This is a genomic window from Paenibacillus chondroitinus NBRC 15376 (genome assembly GCF_004000765.1).
In the GTDB taxonomy this organism is placed as follows: Bacteria; Bacillota; Bacilli; order Paenibacillales; family NBRC-103111; genus Paenibacillus_E; species Paenibacillus_E chondroitinus.
On record NZ_BILW01000038.1, the window covers coordinates 41,849 to 62,378 of the forward strand.

At 47.3% G+C, this 20,530-nt stretch carries 11 protein-coding genes; 3 read left to right on the forward strand and 8 right to left on the reverse strand.

What is annotated here, in order from left to right:
• Positions 1-206 precede the first annotated feature (206 nt).
• Complete coding sequence (locus PCH02S_RS28245; protein WP_127457448.1) at positions 207-1,964, forward strand: glycoside hydrolase family 2 protein; 1,758 nt, start codon at positions 207-209, stop codon at positions 1,962-1,964.
• Between the two features lie 33 nt (positions 1,965-1,997).
• Here PCH02S_RS28245 and PCH02S_RS28250 read toward each other — a convergent pair whose 3' ends face one another.
• From PCH02S_RS28250 to PCH02S_RS28285, 8 genes are all read right to left on the reverse strand, one after another.
• Positions 1,998-3,680 carry a DUF11 domain-containing protein gene (locus tag PCH02S_RS28250; RefSeq protein WP_127457449.1) on the reverse strand — a complete coding sequence of 561 codons (1,683 nt, stop codon included), beginning with the start codon at positions 3,678-3,680 and terminating at the stop codon, positions 1,998-2,000.
• Entirely contained in the window at positions 3,677-10,387 is a 6,711-nt protein-coding gene (locus PCH02S_RS28255; protein ID WP_407670139.1) for a hypothetical protein, read from the reverse strand. Before PCH02S_RS28255 ends, PCH02S_RS28250 begins: the two co-directional genes overlap by 4 nt.
• 143 nt (positions 10,388-10,530) lie before the next feature.
• Positions 10,531-11,292, reverse strand: coding sequence for a hypothetical protein (locus tag PCH02S_RS28260; RefSeq protein ID WP_127457451.1), 762 nt, complete (start codon positions 11,290-11,292; stop codon positions 10,531-10,533).
• Positions 11,293-11,450: 158 nt separating this feature from the next.
• Positions 11,451-12,326, reverse strand: a complete 876-nt coding sequence (locus tag PCH02S_RS28265; protein WP_127457452.1) for a carbohydrate ABC transporter permease — start codon at positions 12,324-12,326, stop codon at positions 11,451-11,453.
• Positions 12,327-12,342: 16 nt separating this feature from the next.
• Positions 12,343-13,272, reverse strand: a complete 930-nt coding sequence (locus tag PCH02S_RS28270) for an ABC transporter permease (RefSeq protein ID WP_127457453.1) — start codon at positions 13,270-13,272, stop codon at positions 12,343-12,345.
• A gap of 70 nt (positions 13,273-13,342) precedes the next feature.
• Positions 13,343-14,995, reverse strand: a complete 1,653-nt coding sequence (locus PCH02S_RS28275; RefSeq protein ID WP_127457454.1) for a type 2 periplasmic-binding domain-containing protein — start codon at positions 14,993-14,995, stop codon at positions 13,343-13,345.
• A 260-nt stretch (positions 14,996-15,255) separates the two neighbouring features.
• Complete coding sequence (locus PCH02S_RS28280; protein ID WP_127457455.1) at positions 15,256-17,625, reverse strand: AraC family transcriptional regulator; 2,370 nt, start codon at positions 17,623-17,625, stop codon at positions 15,256-15,258.
• Positions 17,626-17,780: 155 nt separating this feature from the next.
• Positions 17,781-19,046, reverse strand: a complete 1,266-nt coding sequence (locus tag PCH02S_RS28285; protein WP_127457456.1) for an MFS transporter — start codon at positions 19,044-19,046, stop codon at positions 17,781-17,783.
• Between the two features lie 155 nt (positions 19,047-19,201).
• Here PCH02S_RS28285 and PCH02S_RS28290 point away from each other — a divergent pair, with 155 nt between their 5' ends.
• Positions 19,202-19,435 carry a cold-inducible protein YdjO-related protein gene (locus tag PCH02S_RS28290; RefSeq protein WP_127457457.1) on the forward strand — a complete coding sequence of 78 codons (234 nt, stop codon included), beginning with the start codon at positions 19,202-19,204 and terminating at the stop codon, positions 19,433-19,435.
• Between the two features lie 121 nt (positions 19,436-19,556).
• Positions 19,557-20,000, forward strand: a complete 444-nt coding sequence (locus PCH02S_RS28295) for a DUF2663 family protein (RefSeq protein WP_164819772.1) — start codon at positions 19,557-19,559, stop codon at positions 19,998-20,000.
• The last annotated feature ends 530 nt before the right edge of the window (positions 20,001-20,530 follow it).

Here is a 20,530-nt window from a genome sequence, read left to right on the forward strand (position 1 = left end):
ATGTCACGCTACACCACGGCAAGGACTCATGTATCATGTGCATGACTGAGGAGGTCGTTGGCACGGAACGCATGCACTTATAATAACTTACAAGTTAATTGAATAACATGTATTGACAGAAAATGAGCTTGGGATGATAATAGTCTTAGTTGCAATGGACTTATTTAATTAACTTATTAATTAACTTTATGGAGGTAGCGTTACCCATGACGAATCAACCCCGAGCAGATTACCCAAGGCCACAATTTGTACGAGACAGCTGGATGAACCTGAATGGCGAATGGGAATTTGAATTTGATGATGACCGCGTAGGCAGTAAAGAGAAGTGGCATTTAGGGAACAAGGCGTTATCCAAAAGGATCCAAGTGCCTTTCGCCTTTCAAAGTAAATTAAGCGGTATTGGCAGCAATGAATTTCATGATGTTGTCTGGTATCGCAGAGATTTGGCGATTCCGGATTCCTTTGCAAATAAGCGGATTTTGCTCCACTTTGGAGCTGTTGATTATGAGGCGTCCGTTTGGGTGAACGGCACTTTGGTTGCTACGCATGAAGGCGGGCATACGCCGTTTCACGCGGACATTACCGATGCTCTTCAGCCAGGTACGAATAAGTTGGTTGTAAAGGCTGTTGATTACAGCACAGACGTGACGCTGCCTAGAGGCAAGCAATATTGGCTCTCCGATTCAGCGAGCATTTTCTATACGAGAACGACGGGTATTTGGCAAACCGTGTGGATGGAAGCGGTAAGCGCCGATGCTTATTTAGATAAAGTGAGAATTACGCCGGACATTGATAATAAGCAGGTGGAATTGCAATTTTTCATCGAAGCCGCCAAAGCGCATGAGAAGCAGCAGGTAAAGGTTGAAATTTCTTTTAAAGGCAAACTTGTTTCTGAGGACACGTATTTGTTGAAAGACAGCGTGGGGACAAGAGCGGTTCGTCTGAATGATTTTAATGATCACGGACTTGGCGGTTGGTGGACGCCGGAGCGTCCGAATTTGTACGACGTGAAGTTCACACTGCTGGTTGATGAACAACCTGTTGATCAAGTGACGAGCTATTTCGGGATGCGTAAAGTATCGATCGAGAATGGCAAGCTTTGCCTTAACAACCGTCCTTATTTCCTGAAAATGGTGCTGGACCAAGGTTATTTCCCAGATGGAAACTTGACGCCGCCGAGTGATGAGGCGATCAAACAGGATGTGGAACTGACGAAAGCGATGGGCTTTAACGGAGCACGTAAGCATCAGAAGCTGGAAGATCCTAGATATCTGTACTGGTGCGATCAGCTCGGACTTGTTGTCTGGAGCGAAGCGGCTAACGCTTACGAGTACACGGAGAAGTATGTAGAACGCTTTACGAAAGAGTGGCAAGCTTCTGTCGATCGTGATTACAACCATCCATCGATTATTGCATGGGTACCTTTGAATGAGAGCTGGGGAGTTCCTAATATCCAGATCGATAAAAGGCAGCAGCAGCACGCGCTGACGATGTATCATTTGACCAAATCGATTGATTCGATGCGTCCTGTTATTTCGAATGACGGTTGGGAATTGGTAAAAACGGATTTGTTCGCGATTCACGATTATGAGTGGCGGGAAGAGGTCTTGACAGAGCGTTACAGCACCAAAGAGAAAGCCGTTCATGCGATGCCGGCTAATCGCCGCCTGTTTGTCGAAGGTTTCCCGTATGAGAATCAGCCGATTCTGGTTACTGAGTTTGGCGGGATCGCTTATAAGAAAAGCGAGTGGGAAGGCTGGGGTTACTCAGGTGCAGAAAACGATGAAGATTACGAGCAAAAGCTGCGCGCCGTCATTCGTCCGCTTCTGAACTCCGGTGTTGTTCAAGGCTATTGCTATACGCAATTAACGGATGTGGAACAAGAAATTAACGGTTTGCTTACGTATGATCGGAAACCGAAAATTCCGGTTGAACTGATTAAAGCGATCAATGACCGTAAATAAAAAAAGTCGGGGCAGATAGTTGCCCCGGCTTTTTTATTCTTCCGCCTCCTCGATTCGAATAACAACTTCATTGGACAATGCCGTTCCCGTATGAACCGGGTCATTTACTTGATACACATATTTGGCTGATGCTCTTAGCGGAATGCGTTTGGCATTCGGTCTAAGAACAACTGTCGCTGAATAGGTGATTTCGGTTGTGGCTTGAGGAAGGATGACTCCAAGCGATAAAGGCTGAGATGAACTCAGGATTTGGTTCATCGGAGTGCCGTTGATTCGCAGGGTAGCGGCGTTCAACGTAGTCAAGGGAGAAATCCAATCGTGAAGAAACACGCTGCCTGCAGCAAGATTGCCCGAATTGGATACTTGGATCCTGTAATGGACCGTGGATTCAGGCTCGGCAATTAAAGGATTTGCAAAGACTACGATGGTTACAATCGGCCGCAGCAATTCGACACTTACCGTATTGGACAGCACATGATCGGAGACAACGCGGTCATCCGGCAGACGGAAATTATATAACACGTCGGTATGGCTGGTTAGCTCGGTCTGTTCGGCGGAAATGGCCACAGCGTTGACCGTAACTTGGAACGTGACGGCCATTTGGTTTTTTGCCGGCAATTGCCCGACATAAACAGAGCTGGTTAACAGTGAATTGCCATACGGAGTTCCATTCACCGTCAAGCTTCCCAGTACGTAGGAACTGCCCTCTGGGATGAAGTCGGACAGCCAAATTTCGGCCGCAATGTTGCCTTTGTTTGCAACGATTAAGGAATAGGTCAAGGTATCGCCCAGAGTAGCCTTTGGCTGCAGGACGGACTCGACAACCGAAATCGCAGGATCGTAAACCTCCAATGATATTGAGTTGGATGTCATTTTTTGCTTGTGGTCTCTGAGGTGTAAGACAAGCTCCGCGTCATTCACGATGCGTCCGGATGAGGGGGCATGGGTAACGGTGACTTGGAATTGTAAAGATAGGGTCTCATGCGCGGGCAGTTCGCTTAGTGAAATGCCATCCGCGGGATTTGCTGACGGATAGGAAGTATGCCCGATTTTTACGCTGCCTGCAACGAAACGAACGCTGGTTGGCAGTCGATCTATAAAAAGCATTTTGTTAATCGTATAGCTTCCTTCATTTTTGATGGTGAATAGAAAGGTGACTGTATCGCCGACAAAAGTATAAGGTTTATCCGCGTGTTTCTTAAAGCTGATTTTCGTTTCCTCGAAAGGAATGATGACGGTATTTGATTTTGAGCTCCCTGTTGCTGATCTACCTCCTGCTGTATGGAAGGTATAGGTTGCTGTTGCTTGATTTTTTAGTTGTGAAGATGGATGAAGTATAACCACTTGGAAGTTTACTTCTATGTGCTGGCCGATATGAATGGTTCCCACATAGATGCCCTTGTCTGGTTTGGCCATGGGCATGGGGACGCCATCCACGATGACGCTGTTAGGAACTAACGAAGTCCCGTCTGGCATGGTGTCAAAAAGGGTAACTTGTGCATCCAAGTTACCCTTATTGGCTATTGTCAAGGTGTAAGTTATGACTTGACCGAGCACGGCTTCAGACGTATTCGCCTTTTTTCGAATCGTAATGACGGGACCAACCACTGGGGTATCTACGGTGTTGGAATAGGCGTGGCTGGTCAAATTACCTGAGCTGAAACGGACGACAGATTGATTAATTAAATGTTTGGGAGGTTGGGATTCGGCCGTCATACGACCGTCACCTCGAAAGTAACAGTAACAGATGCTCCTGCAGCAATGGTGTTGAGCGGAACGCCAGTACTTGGATTCTGACCTGGTCTAGCGCTGCCGTTCACCGTTACACTATCTGTGACAAATACAGTTCCAGTCGGAATTGGATCCGTTAGAACAACATTGTTGACTGCTTCTATGCCGTTATTGGTGACAATTACTGTGTACGTAATCGTATCACCAACAATCGCGTCAATCACATCTGAGCTTTTCACTACTGAAACGTTCGGTGAGGATACTGGAATCACGAGCGTGTTGGAAGCAACGGAACCTGACAGTACCCGACCATCTGGCGGCGAGTAGGTGTAGTTGGCGGTTGCTGTGTTCACCAATTGCTGTGGTGACGGCAAGGATTCTACATTGACGGCCAGTGATATTTTTACAGTTACCGTATCGCCAGGAGGGATTGTTCCGGCATTGATACCGGTAGCTGGATTAGCTCCAGGTTGTAGTTGACCATCGACAATTACGCTATTAGGGACAAATTCGGCTCCTGCCGGAACGGTATCGAAGACAGTTGCAACCGCAGGCAGATTCCCGGAATTGTGAAGCGTAAGCGTGTAAACGACCGTATCGCCGACAGTAGCATTGGTTGTATTTGCGCTTTTGATGATAGCGATAATCGGCTGATAGACCGGAACGATGACTGTGTTGGAGAAAGCGGATGCGGCAAAGGCGCCGCTCGTAAAGCTGACAGACGATTGATTCGTAAGCAGTCCGGATGTCGGCAAGCTGTTAACGGTGACTTTGAAAGAAACTGCAACGGATATGCCTGGCTGAATCGAGCCAAGCGATATGCCTTTGGTTGGATCAGCGGTGGGTACCGGAGTGCCATTGATTGTAACGCTGCCTGGAACGAAGCTTGTGGCACCAGGAAGCTGATCAAAGAATTGAACACTATTGATGGCCGCTATGCCGTTATTGCTCACATTAGCGAAATAAGTGATCGTATCGCCGACTACGGCATCGGTAGCCGTTGTCAATTTTCCAACCGTGACATTCGGAGCGGATACCGGGATGGTTACGGTATTGGAATTTGTTGAGCCAGTAATTACCCGGCCATCTGGCGGACTAAAGCTGAAGTTAGCCGTAGCTGTATTCGTTAATACTTGCGGACTCGGCAGCGAAGTGATGACAACAGCAAAGGTTACAGTGTTAGTAACACCGGGTTGTGCGGTGAATGGAATGCCTGTAGTAGGGTCAGCTCCTGGCTGGGTGATTCCGTTAAGTACAACAGAGTTCTGTTGGAAAGTAGCTCCATTAGGAATTGAATCGACTAAGTTGACGCTAGCTGCATAGTTTCCAGTATTACTGACATTTACCGTATAAATAATGAGATCGCCAATTGTGGCATTGGTGGAGTTTGCCGTTTTGGCTGCAGCAAGAATGGGTTGATAAACCGGTGTTGTAATGGTGTTGGAGAAAGCAACCGCCGAAAGAGCGCCGGAGGTAAAGCTGACGATACCTTGGTTGCTTAACTGTGCTGGATCAGGCAGGGCAACGACTCTGACATTGAACGTGATGGTAACCGTTCCGCCAGCTGCGATAGTACCGAGCGCAATCCCGGATATTGGATTTGGCGGCACAGGTGGTGTTGGCGCTCCGACAATAACGACGCTGCCTGGAATAAACGCTAAACCGGGTGGGATTGGATCCGAGAAAACAACGTTGTTAACAGGTTCAATCCCATTATTCGTGATGACAATCGTATAAGGGAGAATATCACCTACGACGGCATCCGTCACGGTTGTGCTCTTCACAACGCTGACGTTAGGCGAAGACACGGAAATCGTTACGGTATTCGACGTGGCGGAACGGTTGAACGGTCGGCCGTCCGGTAGTGTGAAGGAGTAAGCAGCCGTTCCGGTGTTGGATAGCACCTGCGGATTCGGCAGGGTATTGATCACAACAGAGAAAGAGACAGGAATTGTGGCACCAGGCTGTACAGAACCGATATCAATCCCTGTTGAAGGGTCTGCACCCGGAGCGGGAGTCGTTCCAACGAATACGCTGTTTGGCTGAAAGGTGGTGCCGGCTGGAATGGTATCCGTCAGGATGGCGGAAGCTGCGTAGTTCCCTGTGTTAGAAACATTCAACGTGTATACGATGGTATCCCCGACCGTTGCATTCGAAGTGCTTCCGGCTTTTAGAACACCAATGACAGGTTGGTAAACAGGTGTTGTTATCGGATTCGAGAAGGTTGTGCTTGACAGCGCGCCTGATGTGAAAGTTACGGCAGATTGGTTCGTTAATTGTGCTGGAGTCGGCACAGAGGTAACGAGCACGTTGAAAAGCACCGTGACCGTTGCTCCAACCGCTATTGTGCCTAACTGTACGCCTGTGGCCGGGTTCGGAGGAACAACCGGCGGTGGAGCGCCGATGATGACGACACTGCCAGGAACAAACGTGCCCCCTGCAGGAATTTGATCCGTGAATATGACATTATTGACGGGGGCAATCCCACTGTTCATGATGGACGTGCTGTACGTTATGGTATCGCCTACGGTTAAAGCCGTAGAAGTCGTACTTTTCGATACGGTTACGTTTGGCGAAGAAACCGGGAACGTAACGGTATTCGATGTAACCGAACGAGTGATGATACGGCCATCCGGCGGGGTGAACGTGTATGTAGCCGTAGCGATGTTGCTGATCGTTTGCGGGCTGGGCAAAGTTTCAATCAACACGGAAAAGGTGACTGTCTTAAAAGTACCGGGTGCGATGGAACCGGCATTAATTCCTGCAACGGGATCTGAGCCGGGCTGAGGCATCCCATCGACTTGCGCACTATTCGCTACATAAGAGGTTCCAGCAGGAATCGTATCGGTGACAATAACATTCCCTGCCAGGTTGCCTGTGTTCGACACAACGATGCTGTATAGAACCGTGTCGCCGACAGTTGCGCTGGTCGTGTTGGCTGTCTTAACAGCCGTGATATTCGGTTGGGTAACGGGAGTTATGACATCGTTGGAGGATGATGAGCCTGAGAAGGTTCCCGATGTGAAGCTGACCGAAGATTGGTTAATGATTTGTGGTGTTGGCATTGTGATTTTCACCTCAAAAGTCACGGTAGCCGGGCTGTTGGGCGCCAGGGTACCGATTGGAATACCGGTCGACGGATTGGCATTCGGCAACGACGTGCCGTTCACCTTGACGCTTCCGGGAATAAATGAAGTGCTCGGATCGGCAATGCTCGTAAGTATGACATTGTTGACGTTCTCGATGCCTTGATTGGTAATGACAATGGTATAGGTGACGGTATCTCCTTGTACGGCAGAGCTGACATTGCTGGTCGTCATCACTTTCACGTCAGGAGCTGAAACAGGTATGGTTACTGTGTTTGAAAGACCGGAACCAGAGAGCGTTCGGCCATCTGAGAGTGTAAAGGTGTAGGAGGCGCTCGCCTGATCGACCAATTGCTGCGGAGTCGGCAGGGAAGTTACCGTCGCTTCAAATGTAACGGTTTTTTTTGCACCCACATCAAGCGTGCCGAGCGGAATACCGCTCACAGGATCAACGCCTGGCAGAGGGGCGTCATTGATGATAACGCTATTCACGAGAAACGTCGTGCCTGCGGGAATGTTATCCGTTAACGTCACATTGGCAGGAGAACTGCCGCTATTGCCCACCTCCAATTTGTAAACGACAATATCGCCGAGAACGGCCAGCGTCAGGTTGGAGCTTTTGACAATGGATAAGATGGGCTGCTGAATTTGCGTGATGACGCTGTTCGAGAAAGCTGCTCCGGAGAAAACACCGGAGTTAAAGCTTACACTGGCATGATTCTCAGCCTGCGCTGGCGTGGGAACCGAAGTGACAGTTGCCCGGAAAATAACCTGTGTGGTGGCGCCGGCCGCAATGTTACCCACCGAGAAGCCGGTATTCGGGTCCGCTGAAGATCTTGGCACACCGTCTATCGTCACGCTTCCGGCTTGGAACGTAACCCCGGCCGGCAGAGAATCCTGCAGGGTGACGCTGCTTACTTGAACAACGCTGCTATTCGTAATGTTGAGCGTGTAAATCAGTGTTTCACCGAGTGCTGCATACGCTAGATTAACGGATTTGGTTACGGCAACATTGGGGGCGGATACGGGAATATCCGTCGTATTTGACACGGCACTGCCATTTAGCGTGCGTCCGTCCGGCGGTTGGTACGTGTAATTTGCTGTTGCTTGATTTTGAAGTCTTGGCGGAGACGGCAGGTTCTGCACGACGACTTGAAACTTGATTTCACTTGTGCCGGAAGGCGGAATAGATCCTACCGGAATGCCAAGCGCAGGATTAGCGCTTGGACTGGAAACGCCATTTATTGTAACACTGCCTATCACAAACGTCGTGGCTGGCGAGATGTTATCCACGACCGTTGGTAGTACAGCGATATTACCTTGATTGCGAACAAGAAGCGTGTAGGTCAGCGTTGCCCCAACGGTGACATTTGTGCTATTCACACTCTTGGTCACAGAGACAACAGCTTGAAACACGGGTGTCGTAATCGTGTTCGTTAAGGTAGTTCCAGCAAAAGTACCAGAGCTGTATGAAATAGAAGCTTGGTTGCTCAATTGACCGGAAGCAGGGAAAGAAACAACATTGACCTGGAAGGTGACGGTTACCGAGTTGCCGGCCGTTATTGTACCTACGGCGATGCCGCCGCCAGGAACTGCGCTTGGCCTCGAACTCCCCCCAACAACGACGGTGCCGGGTACAAACGTCGCGCCTTGGGGGATTGTATCCGTCAGAATGACATTCGTCACACTTTCTACGCCTGAATTCGTGATCACCGTACTGTATGTAAAGGTATCTCCGACAACTGCATCGACAACATTAACGCTTTTGACAGCCCCGACGCTTGGCAAACGGACGGGAATGGTCACGGTATTGGAGCCGGCGGTTCCCGAGATCGTTCGACCGTCAGGCGGTTGAAACGTGTATGTACTATTCGCTGTATTCACGAGCTGCGGCGGAGAAGGGAGGGAATTAATCAGTACATCAAAGGTGACTGTTGATGTGCCGCTGGCTGCAACAGTGCCAATGTTTACCCCTGTGACCGGATTGGCGCCAGGAACCGTGACACCGTTAACTTTGAAGCTGTTCGTAACAAAAGATGTTCCCGCTGGGATGTTATCGGTCACGGTCATTAAGGCATCCCTATTCCCCGTGTTAGCAATTTGCAGCGTATAGGTTACCGTGCTCCCGACAGAACCGTTCGCTGTGCTTGCGGATTTCACAATCGCAATCTTTGGCGAATAAACTGTCGTCGTCACCGTATTCGAGGGAATGACACCTGAAATAATGGAACCACCTGCAACGCTTTGAAAGGTGAAGGCGGCATTTGCCGTATTCGCCAGCGATTGCGGATTCGGAAGACTTGTGACCGTAGCTTTATAAGAAACAGTGATAGATGAGCCGAAGGCAAGGGAGCCAAGAGGAGCACCTGTTGTAATATCGTAGGTCGGCCGTGATACGCCTGCTACGATGACACTGCCAGCTACGAAGGTTGAACCGGCAGGCAAGGGATCGGACAACACGATGCTGGCGGCGCTGGCCGTCCCTGAGTTGGTGGTTGTTACCGTATAAGTGACGGTATCACCCACGACAGCTCCGGTAACATTGGCGCTTTTGGTCACTGTAATTTTTGGTGCGTTAATATCAACTTGAATGGCATTGGCATTGACAGCATAAGCGTCACCCGAAGTGGTCAGCTGCAGGATGGCAGAGGATTGATTGTTCGTTAACCGTGCGGAGACATCAACGTTCGTAATGTCCCAGCCTTGGCGGCCTCCGCTAATGTTCGATCCGGGAGCTCCGTTGATTTGGTTGAGTGAGCCGAACGTCCCTGTGGTGTTAAGCTGCCCTGCATCGTTATTGATCTGGGAAGCAAAAAAGTTGGCGGCAAAGTTATTGGGTCCGGATAATGCGACAAGCGAGGCTGTTGTAGGCCCAAATAGCGCCTGATCGCCCGTACGGTTAGCATCACCTTCCTGGGCACTGAAAAGCGCTCTACCGCCTAGTGTGCCTGTTACCGGTGTAGCGAATCCAGTAATGGTCGTGTTCACAGGAGGAGAGGTAGACTGTACGAGTACGGCACCGACGCGCAATGACATGTTCCGGAAAGGCAGGTTCGTGTTCTGGTATATAACGGCCAGCGTCCAACCGCAATGGTTGGCCGTCGGATCACCGGCAACGACAATCGTACCAGGCACGCTTCCTACGGTGTAAGTACCGGCCATCCCTTGCTGCACCTGAGTCGTGACATTGGCTGTGCGTACATAGCCGGAAGCACCACTGCCCAAGTTAAACTCATTTTTTGTTGCATCATCAGGCGTGACGCTAAACGTTGCTGCTGGTGTCGTAAACGAAACCGGATTGTTGATCACAGCGCTCAGGTCAACAGTGCCGTTGATATAAGATCCGCCCCAGATCAGCTCTGCATAAAGCACGGTACTTCCTGCAGGAAATGTGAGGATGGCGGCTGAGCTGTTGGAGGTGTAGAGATTGGTGGTTCCTGCGGGATACGTCCCGAATTTCAGCGCCGTATTCACGGTTGTGAAAGCACCGATGCTGTCTTGTGTTCCCGGTTGGCCTACCGTATCGGAGCGACTTAAGCCAAGCGTATTTCCGGTGAACGTGATCGCGCCAGTCGCGTTGAGTGTGGACCTGACGACGAGAGCTATGATCGTCACCCCCTAGATTTTGAAGCGTTCGTTAGATAGCTGGAGGAAGTTCGCTGTGATGTCTGGTGATTTTAGGCCGATGGTTACATGGTATGATGCGAATTAGAAAACATGATCAGAAAATATAAAGTTTTATTATGATATCAAATTTTGAGGGGCTTCTTTTTGGGGCTGCGGGGGATTGTTTTGGTTGATTTAACAGGTTTATGGTTATAGAAGTCCATAGCTGGAGGGGGAAACGGCATAGGTGTTTCCGGTACGGCGGATTCCACAACTATGGTCGGGGCAGGCTGTCTTAACGCTTCGGCCCACTGAGGTTCACGGTATTGCTGATTGCACATCCATAGCCATTCGTCGGCAGAGAGTTCTTTTTTGACAACAACGAATTGATACATAATCTCACTCACGACATTCGGCTGAAGCTGGAGCAATAAGTCCAATTCATCCTGATCATACAGCGGGGGGCTAAAGGGAGATTCATAGAAAAACTCCATCTTCAGCAGCCGGAAATCAAATGGCACAGAGCTGCCTGTATAGCTGGGGACATTGGGGCTGAGGGGACTGCCTGGGGGCTGCTGGAATTGATTGGTGAAATAACGGGGCGTATATTCATCAAATTTTTGCTTAAGATGGGGATTGGACATATGGCGAAAATGATGGGCGTACGGAGATAAGATACAGACGATCGCTTTGTGGACACAAATCCGGTACAGCTCGGACATAACAGCCAGGAGATCGTTTACATAAGGAAGACTGCGGCTGGCCATGACAAATTCAACGGAATGATCGGGCAGCGGAATTCCGTCATTGATATCGCAAACCATGTCCACTTCCGGGCCGCCAACACGATCAATTCCAAAAAAATGCCTATGTTTATGCTCGCCGCATCCCAGATCAACTTTCATGTAGGCCTCTCCTCTCAAATGAGCATTCCTGTGACCCTATAGTGTATGGCCAAGTTTCACACAAGAAACTGCTGCTGCCTAAAGCTTTCAAAAAGTAAACGAAAAACCAAAACACCGAACCCTACGAAGTAGGTGAACGGCGTTTTGGTGTTGTAATTTTAACCTTTGACAGCGCCAATCATGACGCCTTTGACGAAATACTTTTGCACGAATGGATACAGAATAAGAATGGGCACGGAAGCTACCATGATCGTTGCATATTTGATCGTTTCCCCAATTTGAAATTGATCGGCCGCATTGGCTCCGGTTGACATGGAGTCGGTGTTATTCGAAATTAGAATTTCCCTTAACGTGAGCTGAAGCGGATACAGGTCTCGATCCTTCAGGAAGATGGAGGCATAGAACCAACCATTCCATTTCTCAACAGCATAATAGAGAATCATAACAGCAATAACCGGCATGGAGAGCGGGATAATAATGCGGAATAAAATGACGAAGTGATTGGCCCCGTCCATTTTCGCAGATTCCTCAAGGCTTTCAGGTACGGCCATGAAGGCTGTACGCATGATGATCAAATTGAAAGTGTTAACGGCAAAAGGTAGAATCGTCGCCCATAAGGAGTCGATTAAGCCCACGCCTTTGACCACCAAGTAGAGCGGAATGAGACCGCCGCTGAAAAACATCGTAACGACAACGATGAAGATAAACACATTGTTCCACATCACATTTTTACGCGAAAGCACATAAGCCCCTAAGGATGTAACGATGAGGTTGGTAATGACCCCGAATACGAGGATAAAAAGTGTGTTTTGGTAACCTTTGAGAATCGCAGGGTTTTTAAATACGCTTTTGTAAGCTTCAATGCTGAAACCTAAAGGCTTGAACAAAAACCCTTTGTGGGTAATCAACTGCCCTGCATCACTGATGGAAGCGAAGGTGACGTAGAGAAGTGGATACAACGTAATGACAACGAGTACAAGCAATACAATGTGGTTGACCGTAGTAAATACTTTGTCTGAGTAGCTGGTTTTCACTTCAGTCCCTCCTTCCTCACCATAAGCTGCTTTGACTTACTTTTTTACTGATTTTATTTGCTGCAATGAGTAAAGCCAGATTGATGACGGAATTGAACAAACCGACCGCGGAGCTGTAGCTCCAGCCGAATTCAATTAATCCTTTTCGATAAACGAAGGAGGAAATGACATCAGCCGTATCGTACGTGCTGGGGTTATACAGCAAAATAATTTTCTCGAAACCAACGTTTAGTAGATTCCCCATGCGCAGAATGAACATGATCGCGATGGTCGGTAGAATACCCGGAAGGGTGATATGCCAGATCTGCTTGATTTTGTTGGCCCCGTCCATTTTTGCCGCTTCATATTGTTCCTGATCAATGCCCATGAGAGCCGCTAAATAAATGATAGACTCCCATCCGATCTTCTGCCAAATTTCCGATAAAATATAGATCGTCCGAAACATTTCAGGCTTCTGCAGCATCGCCGTATCACTGGCGCCAAAGTGAGTCAGAAAGTTATTAATTAACCCGCCATTATTCGTAAAATCTTTGATCATCCCGGCGATAACGATGAGGGAGATGAAATAAGGCATGTACGTAACGGTTTGTACGAAACGCTGAAACCTTTTATTCGTCAACTCATTGATCAGAATCGCCAAAATAATAGGTGCAGGAAACTCAAAACATAGAGAGTAAAGCGAGATAATCACCGTGTTTTTGAGAATTCGCCAGAAATAATAGGAACTGAAGAAATCATTGAAGTGCTGGAAGCCGACCCATGAGCTGCCCAAAATACCTTTAATCGGGGTGTACTCCTTAAAAGCGATCAGAGCTCCATACATCGGCGCATAATGGAAGACAATGTAGTAGGCCAGCACGGGAACCATCATCAGGTACAAATATTTGTTGAGCAAAAAATCACGCTTGAAACGTACTTGGAACGTTGCTTGTCCTGCTTTGCGCATGAAATCTCTCCTTTCGCCGCGAAGTTCTAGTAAAGCAGGGAGGGCGATTGCCCTCCCCCTGGCCTGTTATCTATCTTTTGTTGAAACGATCCAAGGATGCTTTCTTGATTTCAAGCGCACGGCTCAGTTTAACAGACTTGAATTTCTCTTGGTATTTGTCAAAGGAATCTACAGGCTCAGTGCCCAGAATGATTTTAAGCGTCATTTCATCAACTAATGTGTTGACGTCAGTCATGATTTTGGCCAACTCTGTACTTTCTTCCGGTGTAGCCGTGACTGGCGGCAGTTTGTGTTTATCTACGTCTGTTTTTTGCCAAGTTGTAACGGCATCACGTTGCGTTTGCAATGCCAAATATTGCTCAATGTAACGTTTATCTTGAACGAATGGACCATTGTAGTTACCGCGTACATACAAGGACAGAGCCTGTGCCGGTGCTAATTTATCCGGATTTTTCATGAGCAGGTCCGTATATTTCGGGTATCCGTTTTCCATTTTGTAGGAAACGCCTTCGGTGCCGAAGTTGAAGTAATTATGACCTTCTTCGGAGTAACCATAGTCAAGAAGCTTAGCGGCCGTCTCAATATTTTTGGAAGAAGCTGTGATCGCAACCATGCCGCCTGGCGAGAAGGATGGATCTTTCTGGCCGTACATCGCGATATCGCCTTTTTTGAGTACCGGATATGGCGCTGCAACGAGCACGCCTTTCGGATCTTTCGCCGTAATCAGCGGCTGCCATTTACCGATACCGCCGCCTGCATTATTGACGGTAACGCCAGTTGCGCCGGAAGCCATATTCGCATCCAAAGCTTTGCCGTCCGCTGTTGCGAAGTTTTTATCGATCAAACCTTCTTCATACCATTTGTGCATGGTTGCCAAGAAGTCTTTGTAGCCTTTTTCAGCCGGACCAAATTTAATCGTGCCATTGTCGATATAGAAATCACGCGTCACGCCATAAGCACCTGCGAAAGCACCGTTTCCTAACTCATTGAACGGTCTAGGCACACTGACAACGGAGAAGGCGGCTGTAGCGCCTTTTTTCTCTTTGAAGGCTTTCAATGTCGTATACCAATCGTCAATCGTCTCTGGAATTGGCAGACCTAGCTCATCGAGCCAGTCTTTGCGGATAATCGGACCTTGATAGACACGCAAGTAATCATCGCCGCGAATGAACGGGAAGGAATAGTAGCTGCCGTTATCGGTTTTTACTTGTTTGTCGATCTCAGGATGTTCTTTGAGATATTTCTTCAAGTTAGGTGCAAATTTATCAATCGTATCATTCAATTTCAAAATGTAGCCGTCTTTGATCGCTTTTTCAGGACCGCCAGGGAACGCCCCTTGCCAGTCAAACTCGATCATATCTGGAAGATCGCCTGATGCTAACAAAACGTTCAATGCTTGCGAAGCTTGGTTGGTAGGAGGTGCAAGGAACTTCAATGGAACACCGGTCTTTTTCTGCCATTCCTGGAAGAAAGGAATGTCGGCGTGAGCCGCTTTAACCCCTGTCACGTTGCCGGGCAGTTCGCCCCAATACGTTAGGGTCTTATCTGTTTTGAGCGGGTACGAAGCAGGGGCGGCAGCCGCTGGAGCTGTTGTTCCTCCGGCAGTCGCTTTCGGACTAGCGTCTGTACTCGGCGTGTTCGATGAGGAACAAGCGACAGTCAGGCTTCCCATTAACGTTGTTGCCACAAGCACGGTGAACATTTTTTTTCTGTTTTTTTGCATAGATTGACCTCCTAAGAGTAACTAAGTTTTTCGCCAGACAACCTGGCTTCGCAGACGCTACTTCATTTTGTACAAATGTACGAGGTGTTCTCTGTCACACCTTTACTATATGATAACGCTTACAATACAACCATCTGCAAATTGTCCAATTGCTTCTCGAATTGTTGTAGCATGCTCTACAAAATATCCAATCGGGTCTTCAAAATAGCCAAAATAGGCCTATAAAAAGGAGCGGACAGCCCATTGGCTGCCCAAAATATCTATTTTTCAATCAGTTCTTTGTATTTTCCGGGTGTAATGCCTTCGACTTTTTTGAATACACGGATAAAGGCATTAATATCGTTGAATCCCACTCCGTTCGCGGCATCGCCGACCGATTGTTCTTGGCGCTTCAGAAGCTGCTTGGATTTGTCGATCCTGACTTTATTGATGCGATCCAGGAGGCCTTCTCCCACATAATCTTTGAAAAGCTTTGACAAGTAAGTGGCTTTGCGGTCGAAATGATTGCCGATCATGGTCACATTCAAGTTGGCATCGGAGTAATTATTTTCAATATACACAGAAATCTCTTCGACCAGCTCCTGCAAGGCCTTTTGCCGCGTTTGCGAGATGGCTGCCTGTCGTTTGGCCGCTGTATATGTGCAGATTTGCTCTAGCATTTCGTTCAAATATAGATTCATTTCCGGGACGGTTATGCTGTTTAAGAGCCGGTCGACCAGCTTGGGATTGCGGATGAAAAAGCTTTCTTGAATGTCTCCGGTTTCACTAATGCTCTTCATCATCGTTGTAACCAAGCCTAACATTAAGCATTTGGTTAAGGAGACGGAAATCCCGCGGATTTCAAAATTTTTGTTCATAATCTCGGCAAGAATGCTCTTCGCTTCTTCCAATTCCCCTGATTTCACGGCGTACAGGAACTGTTGTTCAATTTGCGGCGGATAATAGTAGCCGGAAACCGGTTCACAGGCACGGTTAGCTTGCAAATCATCATAAGCGAGAATTTCATGTCCGCCCATAACCAGCTTGTAGGCCATAGAATCTAGCGCTTCTAAGAAAGCTTGAGGCACATTTGAAATTTTCTCATGTATGCTGCTGATCGATATCGTCAAATGAATGTTATAGGTGGTTGAGAGGAAAAGTTGGGTATCTTTGGCGATGCGCAGCAGCTCCTCCTTGCCGTTAGCATCTTCTTCCGACGTTAAATTGACCAAGCAGGCAATCGAATCGTCAATCTCCGTGGCATAACCGCGATGCCGCTTGGATGTCAGCTCTTCCACAACATTCATAATAATGAAATGCAGCAGCTTCCACTTATCCTCATCGGACGTATGGGTAATTCGTTCGAAGAACGGCGCGCTCTGATCAACAACAAACAGCATAACGGCAAAGTCTTTACGATCCAGCTTCATATCAAAAGTCGTTAAAGCTTCGGCAATCGGCATGTGCCGGTCCAGCTTTCCTTTTAGTAACTTTTCGAGGAAATGGGAGCGGACCATGTGCCGCTGCTGTTCCATTTTGCTTTTGAAATCAGCCATCTCCAGCAAGGTGCTGTCGACCGCTTCCTGGATGAAGTGAAATTCGTTGTAGCGCTGGCCTGAGGCAAGGGTCATTTTTTTGGAAAATGCATGGACAAGACGCCGGACGGGATTATAATTGCGCCGTAAAAAGAAGAAAGTTAGAATGCCGCCGCCAAGCAGCGAAATCACCATGCTCATATACGTCAAATTGCGGATGTGAGCAGCCTTTTGCCAATAAATCGTACTCGGCATGATGGACACATATTTTAATTTGGAAATAGGCGACTGAATGTTAAAAACCTCATATTTCTCATGATCAGAGCCGGAGAAATAGAAGTTTGGCGTGTTTATTAATTTGTCGTACGGGAAATCGCTGGGAAGCGCATGGGCCGAATTGGAAGCCAGAATCTGATTCTCATTATTCAATATAAAAACGTGGCCTTTATTGAAAATCTCCATATTTTGAATAGCGCCAAGAATGCGAGACTGATCGACCATGATGACGTTCGTAGCAAGCGGCTGATTGTGTTCCATCGGGTAGGTGCTGATATAGGCCACCGTTTTGCGCAGCATGTTATCGTCACCGATCCGGGTCATCGGAATAAACCCTTTGAAGTTGGGACGAGTCATAATTTCTTGCCAAGATGCAAATGAAAATTCATCGCTCATATGCAAGGTTTGATAGGCAAAAGCGCTTGGTCTGACCGTAGTTGGGAGAATAACGGATTGATCCTTATACAAATAGACATAGAAAGAGTCAATCAGTGGATAAGAGGTTTTGTACATCGACAGATTGCGTGCGATTTGAGAAATATCATAGCGATATTCTTTGGGAAAGGCTTCATATTTATTCGAGTAGAGCAGCTCCTGCATGTTCACATTCCAAGTGATCTCAAAATTGAGCTGTTCCATCGCTTTGAATTGGTTATCCATGACTTCGCGAACCTGCTTCAATAGGGAATCATTGGCTTGTTGAATTTCATCCTTCAACGTTTTATTGGATTCCACATACACAAGTAAACCGATGACGACAGGTAAAAGGAGAATAACGATATAGGAGATCATCCACGTTAAGACAATACTTTGTCCATTAAAGATGATTTTATTCTTCATACTAGCAATCTCCTCACAATCAAAATCGGAATAGAAAAATGAGTTCAATGCGATTCTATGAATGCGCTCTCATTTCATTGTATTTCCTTTCCATCGTCGAAGTCAACGATAGAAAAGAACCAATTTTTATCCGTGATCTATGCGAAAATTTTCATCTACTGAGTCTCTTCAACCGGTTTAAACCGATTTTTCCCGAAAAAGAAATAAAAGAAATAAGAGATCACCACGTAAACGACGGCTGTAATACAGAAGGCATAAGCGTAGCCGTAATAGGCGCCATGGCGGAATACCAAGCCTGTACTAATCGGAGCCGCCAAGAACCAGCCTAAGTTGAAAACCGCTTCTCCGGAAGATGAGGCTAGTCCGCGCAGCGAGCGGTCAACGTAGCTCATTTTGACCGAGTTGTAAAAAGGGTTCGCCGCGTTCATCAAGGCCTGCCGGAACAAATAACCGCCGGAGGATAAGTAGAAATTAGCGGAAAAAGCCGTCAGGAGGAGAAATGGGATGGAACAGAGCTGCAAATATACAACGGACCTGACTTCCCCGAATCTCTTCACAATCATTGGACCAATCAGAAAGGCAATTGCCGTTGCTCCTTGTCCTAATGCTACAACAATGCCGATTGCAGACTTGGATGCTTCAAATCGATCTTCGAAATACACATTCAAGTACGGGACGATCATTCCCCCGCCGACCGCGGACAGCAAGCCGAGTACGCAGAAGATGCCGATGACTTGAAGAGAAGATTTGTGTGAGTGCCACGAACGCTTCCAATTGAGCGGTTCCCTCCGCGGCTGAATTTCCTGCTCGCTTTTTTCGAACAAAGCCACAGGGATGATGCCGAGCGCAGCGAACACAACACCAAGTAATAATGTGAAACGTAAACTTAAAATTTCCTCTAACCCGATGACAAATTGAAAAAAGTCACATAACAGGCCACCGAGCGCGATACCTACAACATTCGCAATCATCACAAGCGCCATATTAAAACTGAACAAATGCACACGCTGCTGTGGTGTGGAATTGTTAGCCATAAAAGGCAGAATGGTCGCCGAAACAACGGCAAGTGCCATGCCTCCGAAGAAGGATGAAACGAGCATACCTGCTTCAACCTCGAATAAAGAGCGAACCGCCAATGCGACAATGGTGAAAACAAGACCAAACGTAATGACGCGCTTCGGTCCGAAACGATCATTCATAATACCTGCAGGAATAAGAATGATGGCTGCTGCCAGTGAAGTCATGCCCACGATGCTGCCGACAGTCGTTTGCTCATAGCCAAGACTTTTGACATACAGGTTATAAACGAGTCCGAACATACCCAAACCTAAGTTCCAAACAAAATTGAAGCAAAAGAACAGCAAAATATTTCGGCTGTATCCCTGAAACTGAGACTTCCATTCTTGTAGCAAATTCGTCATGCGAGATTCCTGCTTTCATTGTGTGTCTAATTTGTAGCCGCTTTTCCCATTCTACCATCGGTAAATAATTTTGAACACGGGAAAGACTTGATATTAAATGGGATCTGTATAATAATAAGTAGTCTAATCTACGAAACAGGGAGAACATGCTGAAAATGTCTACATCAACGAGTACCGTTACGGAAGAACAGAAACCAGAAGTCGAACAGATTGAAATTTGGAAATGTAAAGAGGCAGATTGTAAAGCATGGGTTCGCAAAGAATTCGTTACGGAAGCATTACCAAGCTGCCCGCTCTGCAAAAATCCGATGATCCGCAGCTATAAGCACGTGCCTGTAACTGCAAAAAAAGGAAACAAAAAATTCCTGGTAGGGAAAAAACGTTTCTAAAACACGAATATTCTAAGACCAAAGCATCTTCGACAACGCTCTTAGAGTGATGCTTTCGGTCTTTTTTTCTTGCAAGAATAACGGTGAACAAGCATACGATGGTTAGTGAGGGGGAATGCGGATGAAGCAGCCTGATCTAAACCTAAGTAATGATACTTTAATGTTGATAGAGAAGTTGAAAAAGAGGAAGAAAGAATGGGACCGACTGAAGAGGACGCAATGGATATTTCTCATTGTAACTGCCGCGCTGCTGCTATATTTCACGGTATCCTTCTATCATAAGGTTTTATTAGTTTCGGGTGGTAATGCTATGGTCATCCTTGATTTGCTTGTTTCGGACAAAAGATTATCGGCTTCCCTGCTGGCTTTGATCAGTTTTTTCATGTTTACAAGAAATCTAGTGAAGCAAAAAGAGAAAGCCAAAACGAAGTACGAGAACATCCGAATGGAAACTGTGGATCGGCTTGATGCCGGTTGGTTGCTTGACGTTAAAGCGGAAGCGCGTGATCAGATTTCTAGTTATCTGGATAAAGAATATGATATAAACATTGCTTATAAAAGTTGATTTGTCGTTAAAGGGAGCAGTATTCTCGGGAAATGGAGAATACTGCTTTTTTTTGTTGTTAGGGCGCTGCCAAAGCGACAACTGCTTACGCTATGGATGTTCGTTGGGGGATCAGCCGGGACTCCCACGGTTAAACATGGCGCGGAGGATGAGGGGATGTCGAGACGGACGGTTGTGCAGCAAAATCGAAGGCACGTGGTTGACGACCGTCATGCGACGCCACACCTCGCGCTGGGAGTTACGTTGCATTTTATACATCGTAATGGTGTGGTCAGACCGCGATTGCGTCTTTCGTTGCATATAATACAACCAATTGGGGTGAATAATGTGATGTAAGCGGTTTAAATGCAGCAATCGTTGTATTAAGTACAATATAGAAGGCGAAAGGTGGCCCTAGACGGCCAAATGGTTGCACAAAATACAACATAGGCTGTCACAGTCGCAATTCGGACCTCACCGCAAAAAATTTGCTGGTATCGCTTGGACCGTTCCTCCCTGGAGGGGAACTACAGAGCGCTATTTCATCGAAA

Bases quoted from the DNA above. Each gene is read 5' to 3' on its own strand.
- PCH02S_RS28290 (WP_127457457.1), top strand. From the start codon at position 19,202: ATGTCTACATCAACGAGTACCGTTACGGAAGAACAGAAACCAGAAGTC.
- PCH02S_RS28245 (WP_127457448.1), top strand. From the start codon at position 207: ATGACGAATCAACCCCGAGCAGATTACCCAAGGCCACAATTTGTACGA.
- PCH02S_RS28285 (WP_127457456.1), bottom strand. From the start codon at position 19,046: ATGACGAATTTGCTACAAGAATGGAAGTCTCAGTTTCAGGGATACAGC.
- PCH02S_RS28275 (WP_127457454.1), bottom strand. From the start codon at position 14,995: ATGCAAAAAAACAGAAAAAAAATGTTCACCGTGCTTGTGGCAACAACG.
- PCH02S_RS28260 (WP_127457451.1), bottom strand. From the start codon at position 11,292: ATGAAAGTTGATCTGGGATGCGGCGAGCATAAACATAGGCATTTTTTT.
- PCH02S_RS28295 (WP_164819772.1), top strand. From the start codon at position 19,557: ATGAAGCAGCCTGATCTAAACCTAAGTAATGATACTTTAATGTTGATA.
- PCH02S_RS28280 (WP_127457455.1), bottom strand. From the start codon at position 17,625: ATGAAGAATAAAATCATCTTTAATGGACAAAGTATTGTCTTAACGTGG.
- PCH02S_RS28270 (WP_127457453.1), bottom strand. From the start codon at position 13,272: ATGCGCAAAGCAGGACAAGCAACGTTCCAAGTACGTTTCAAGCGTGAT.
- PCH02S_RS28250 (WP_127457449.1), bottom strand. From the start codon at position 3,680: ATGACGGCCGAATCCCAACCTCCCAAACATTTAATTAATCAATCTGTC.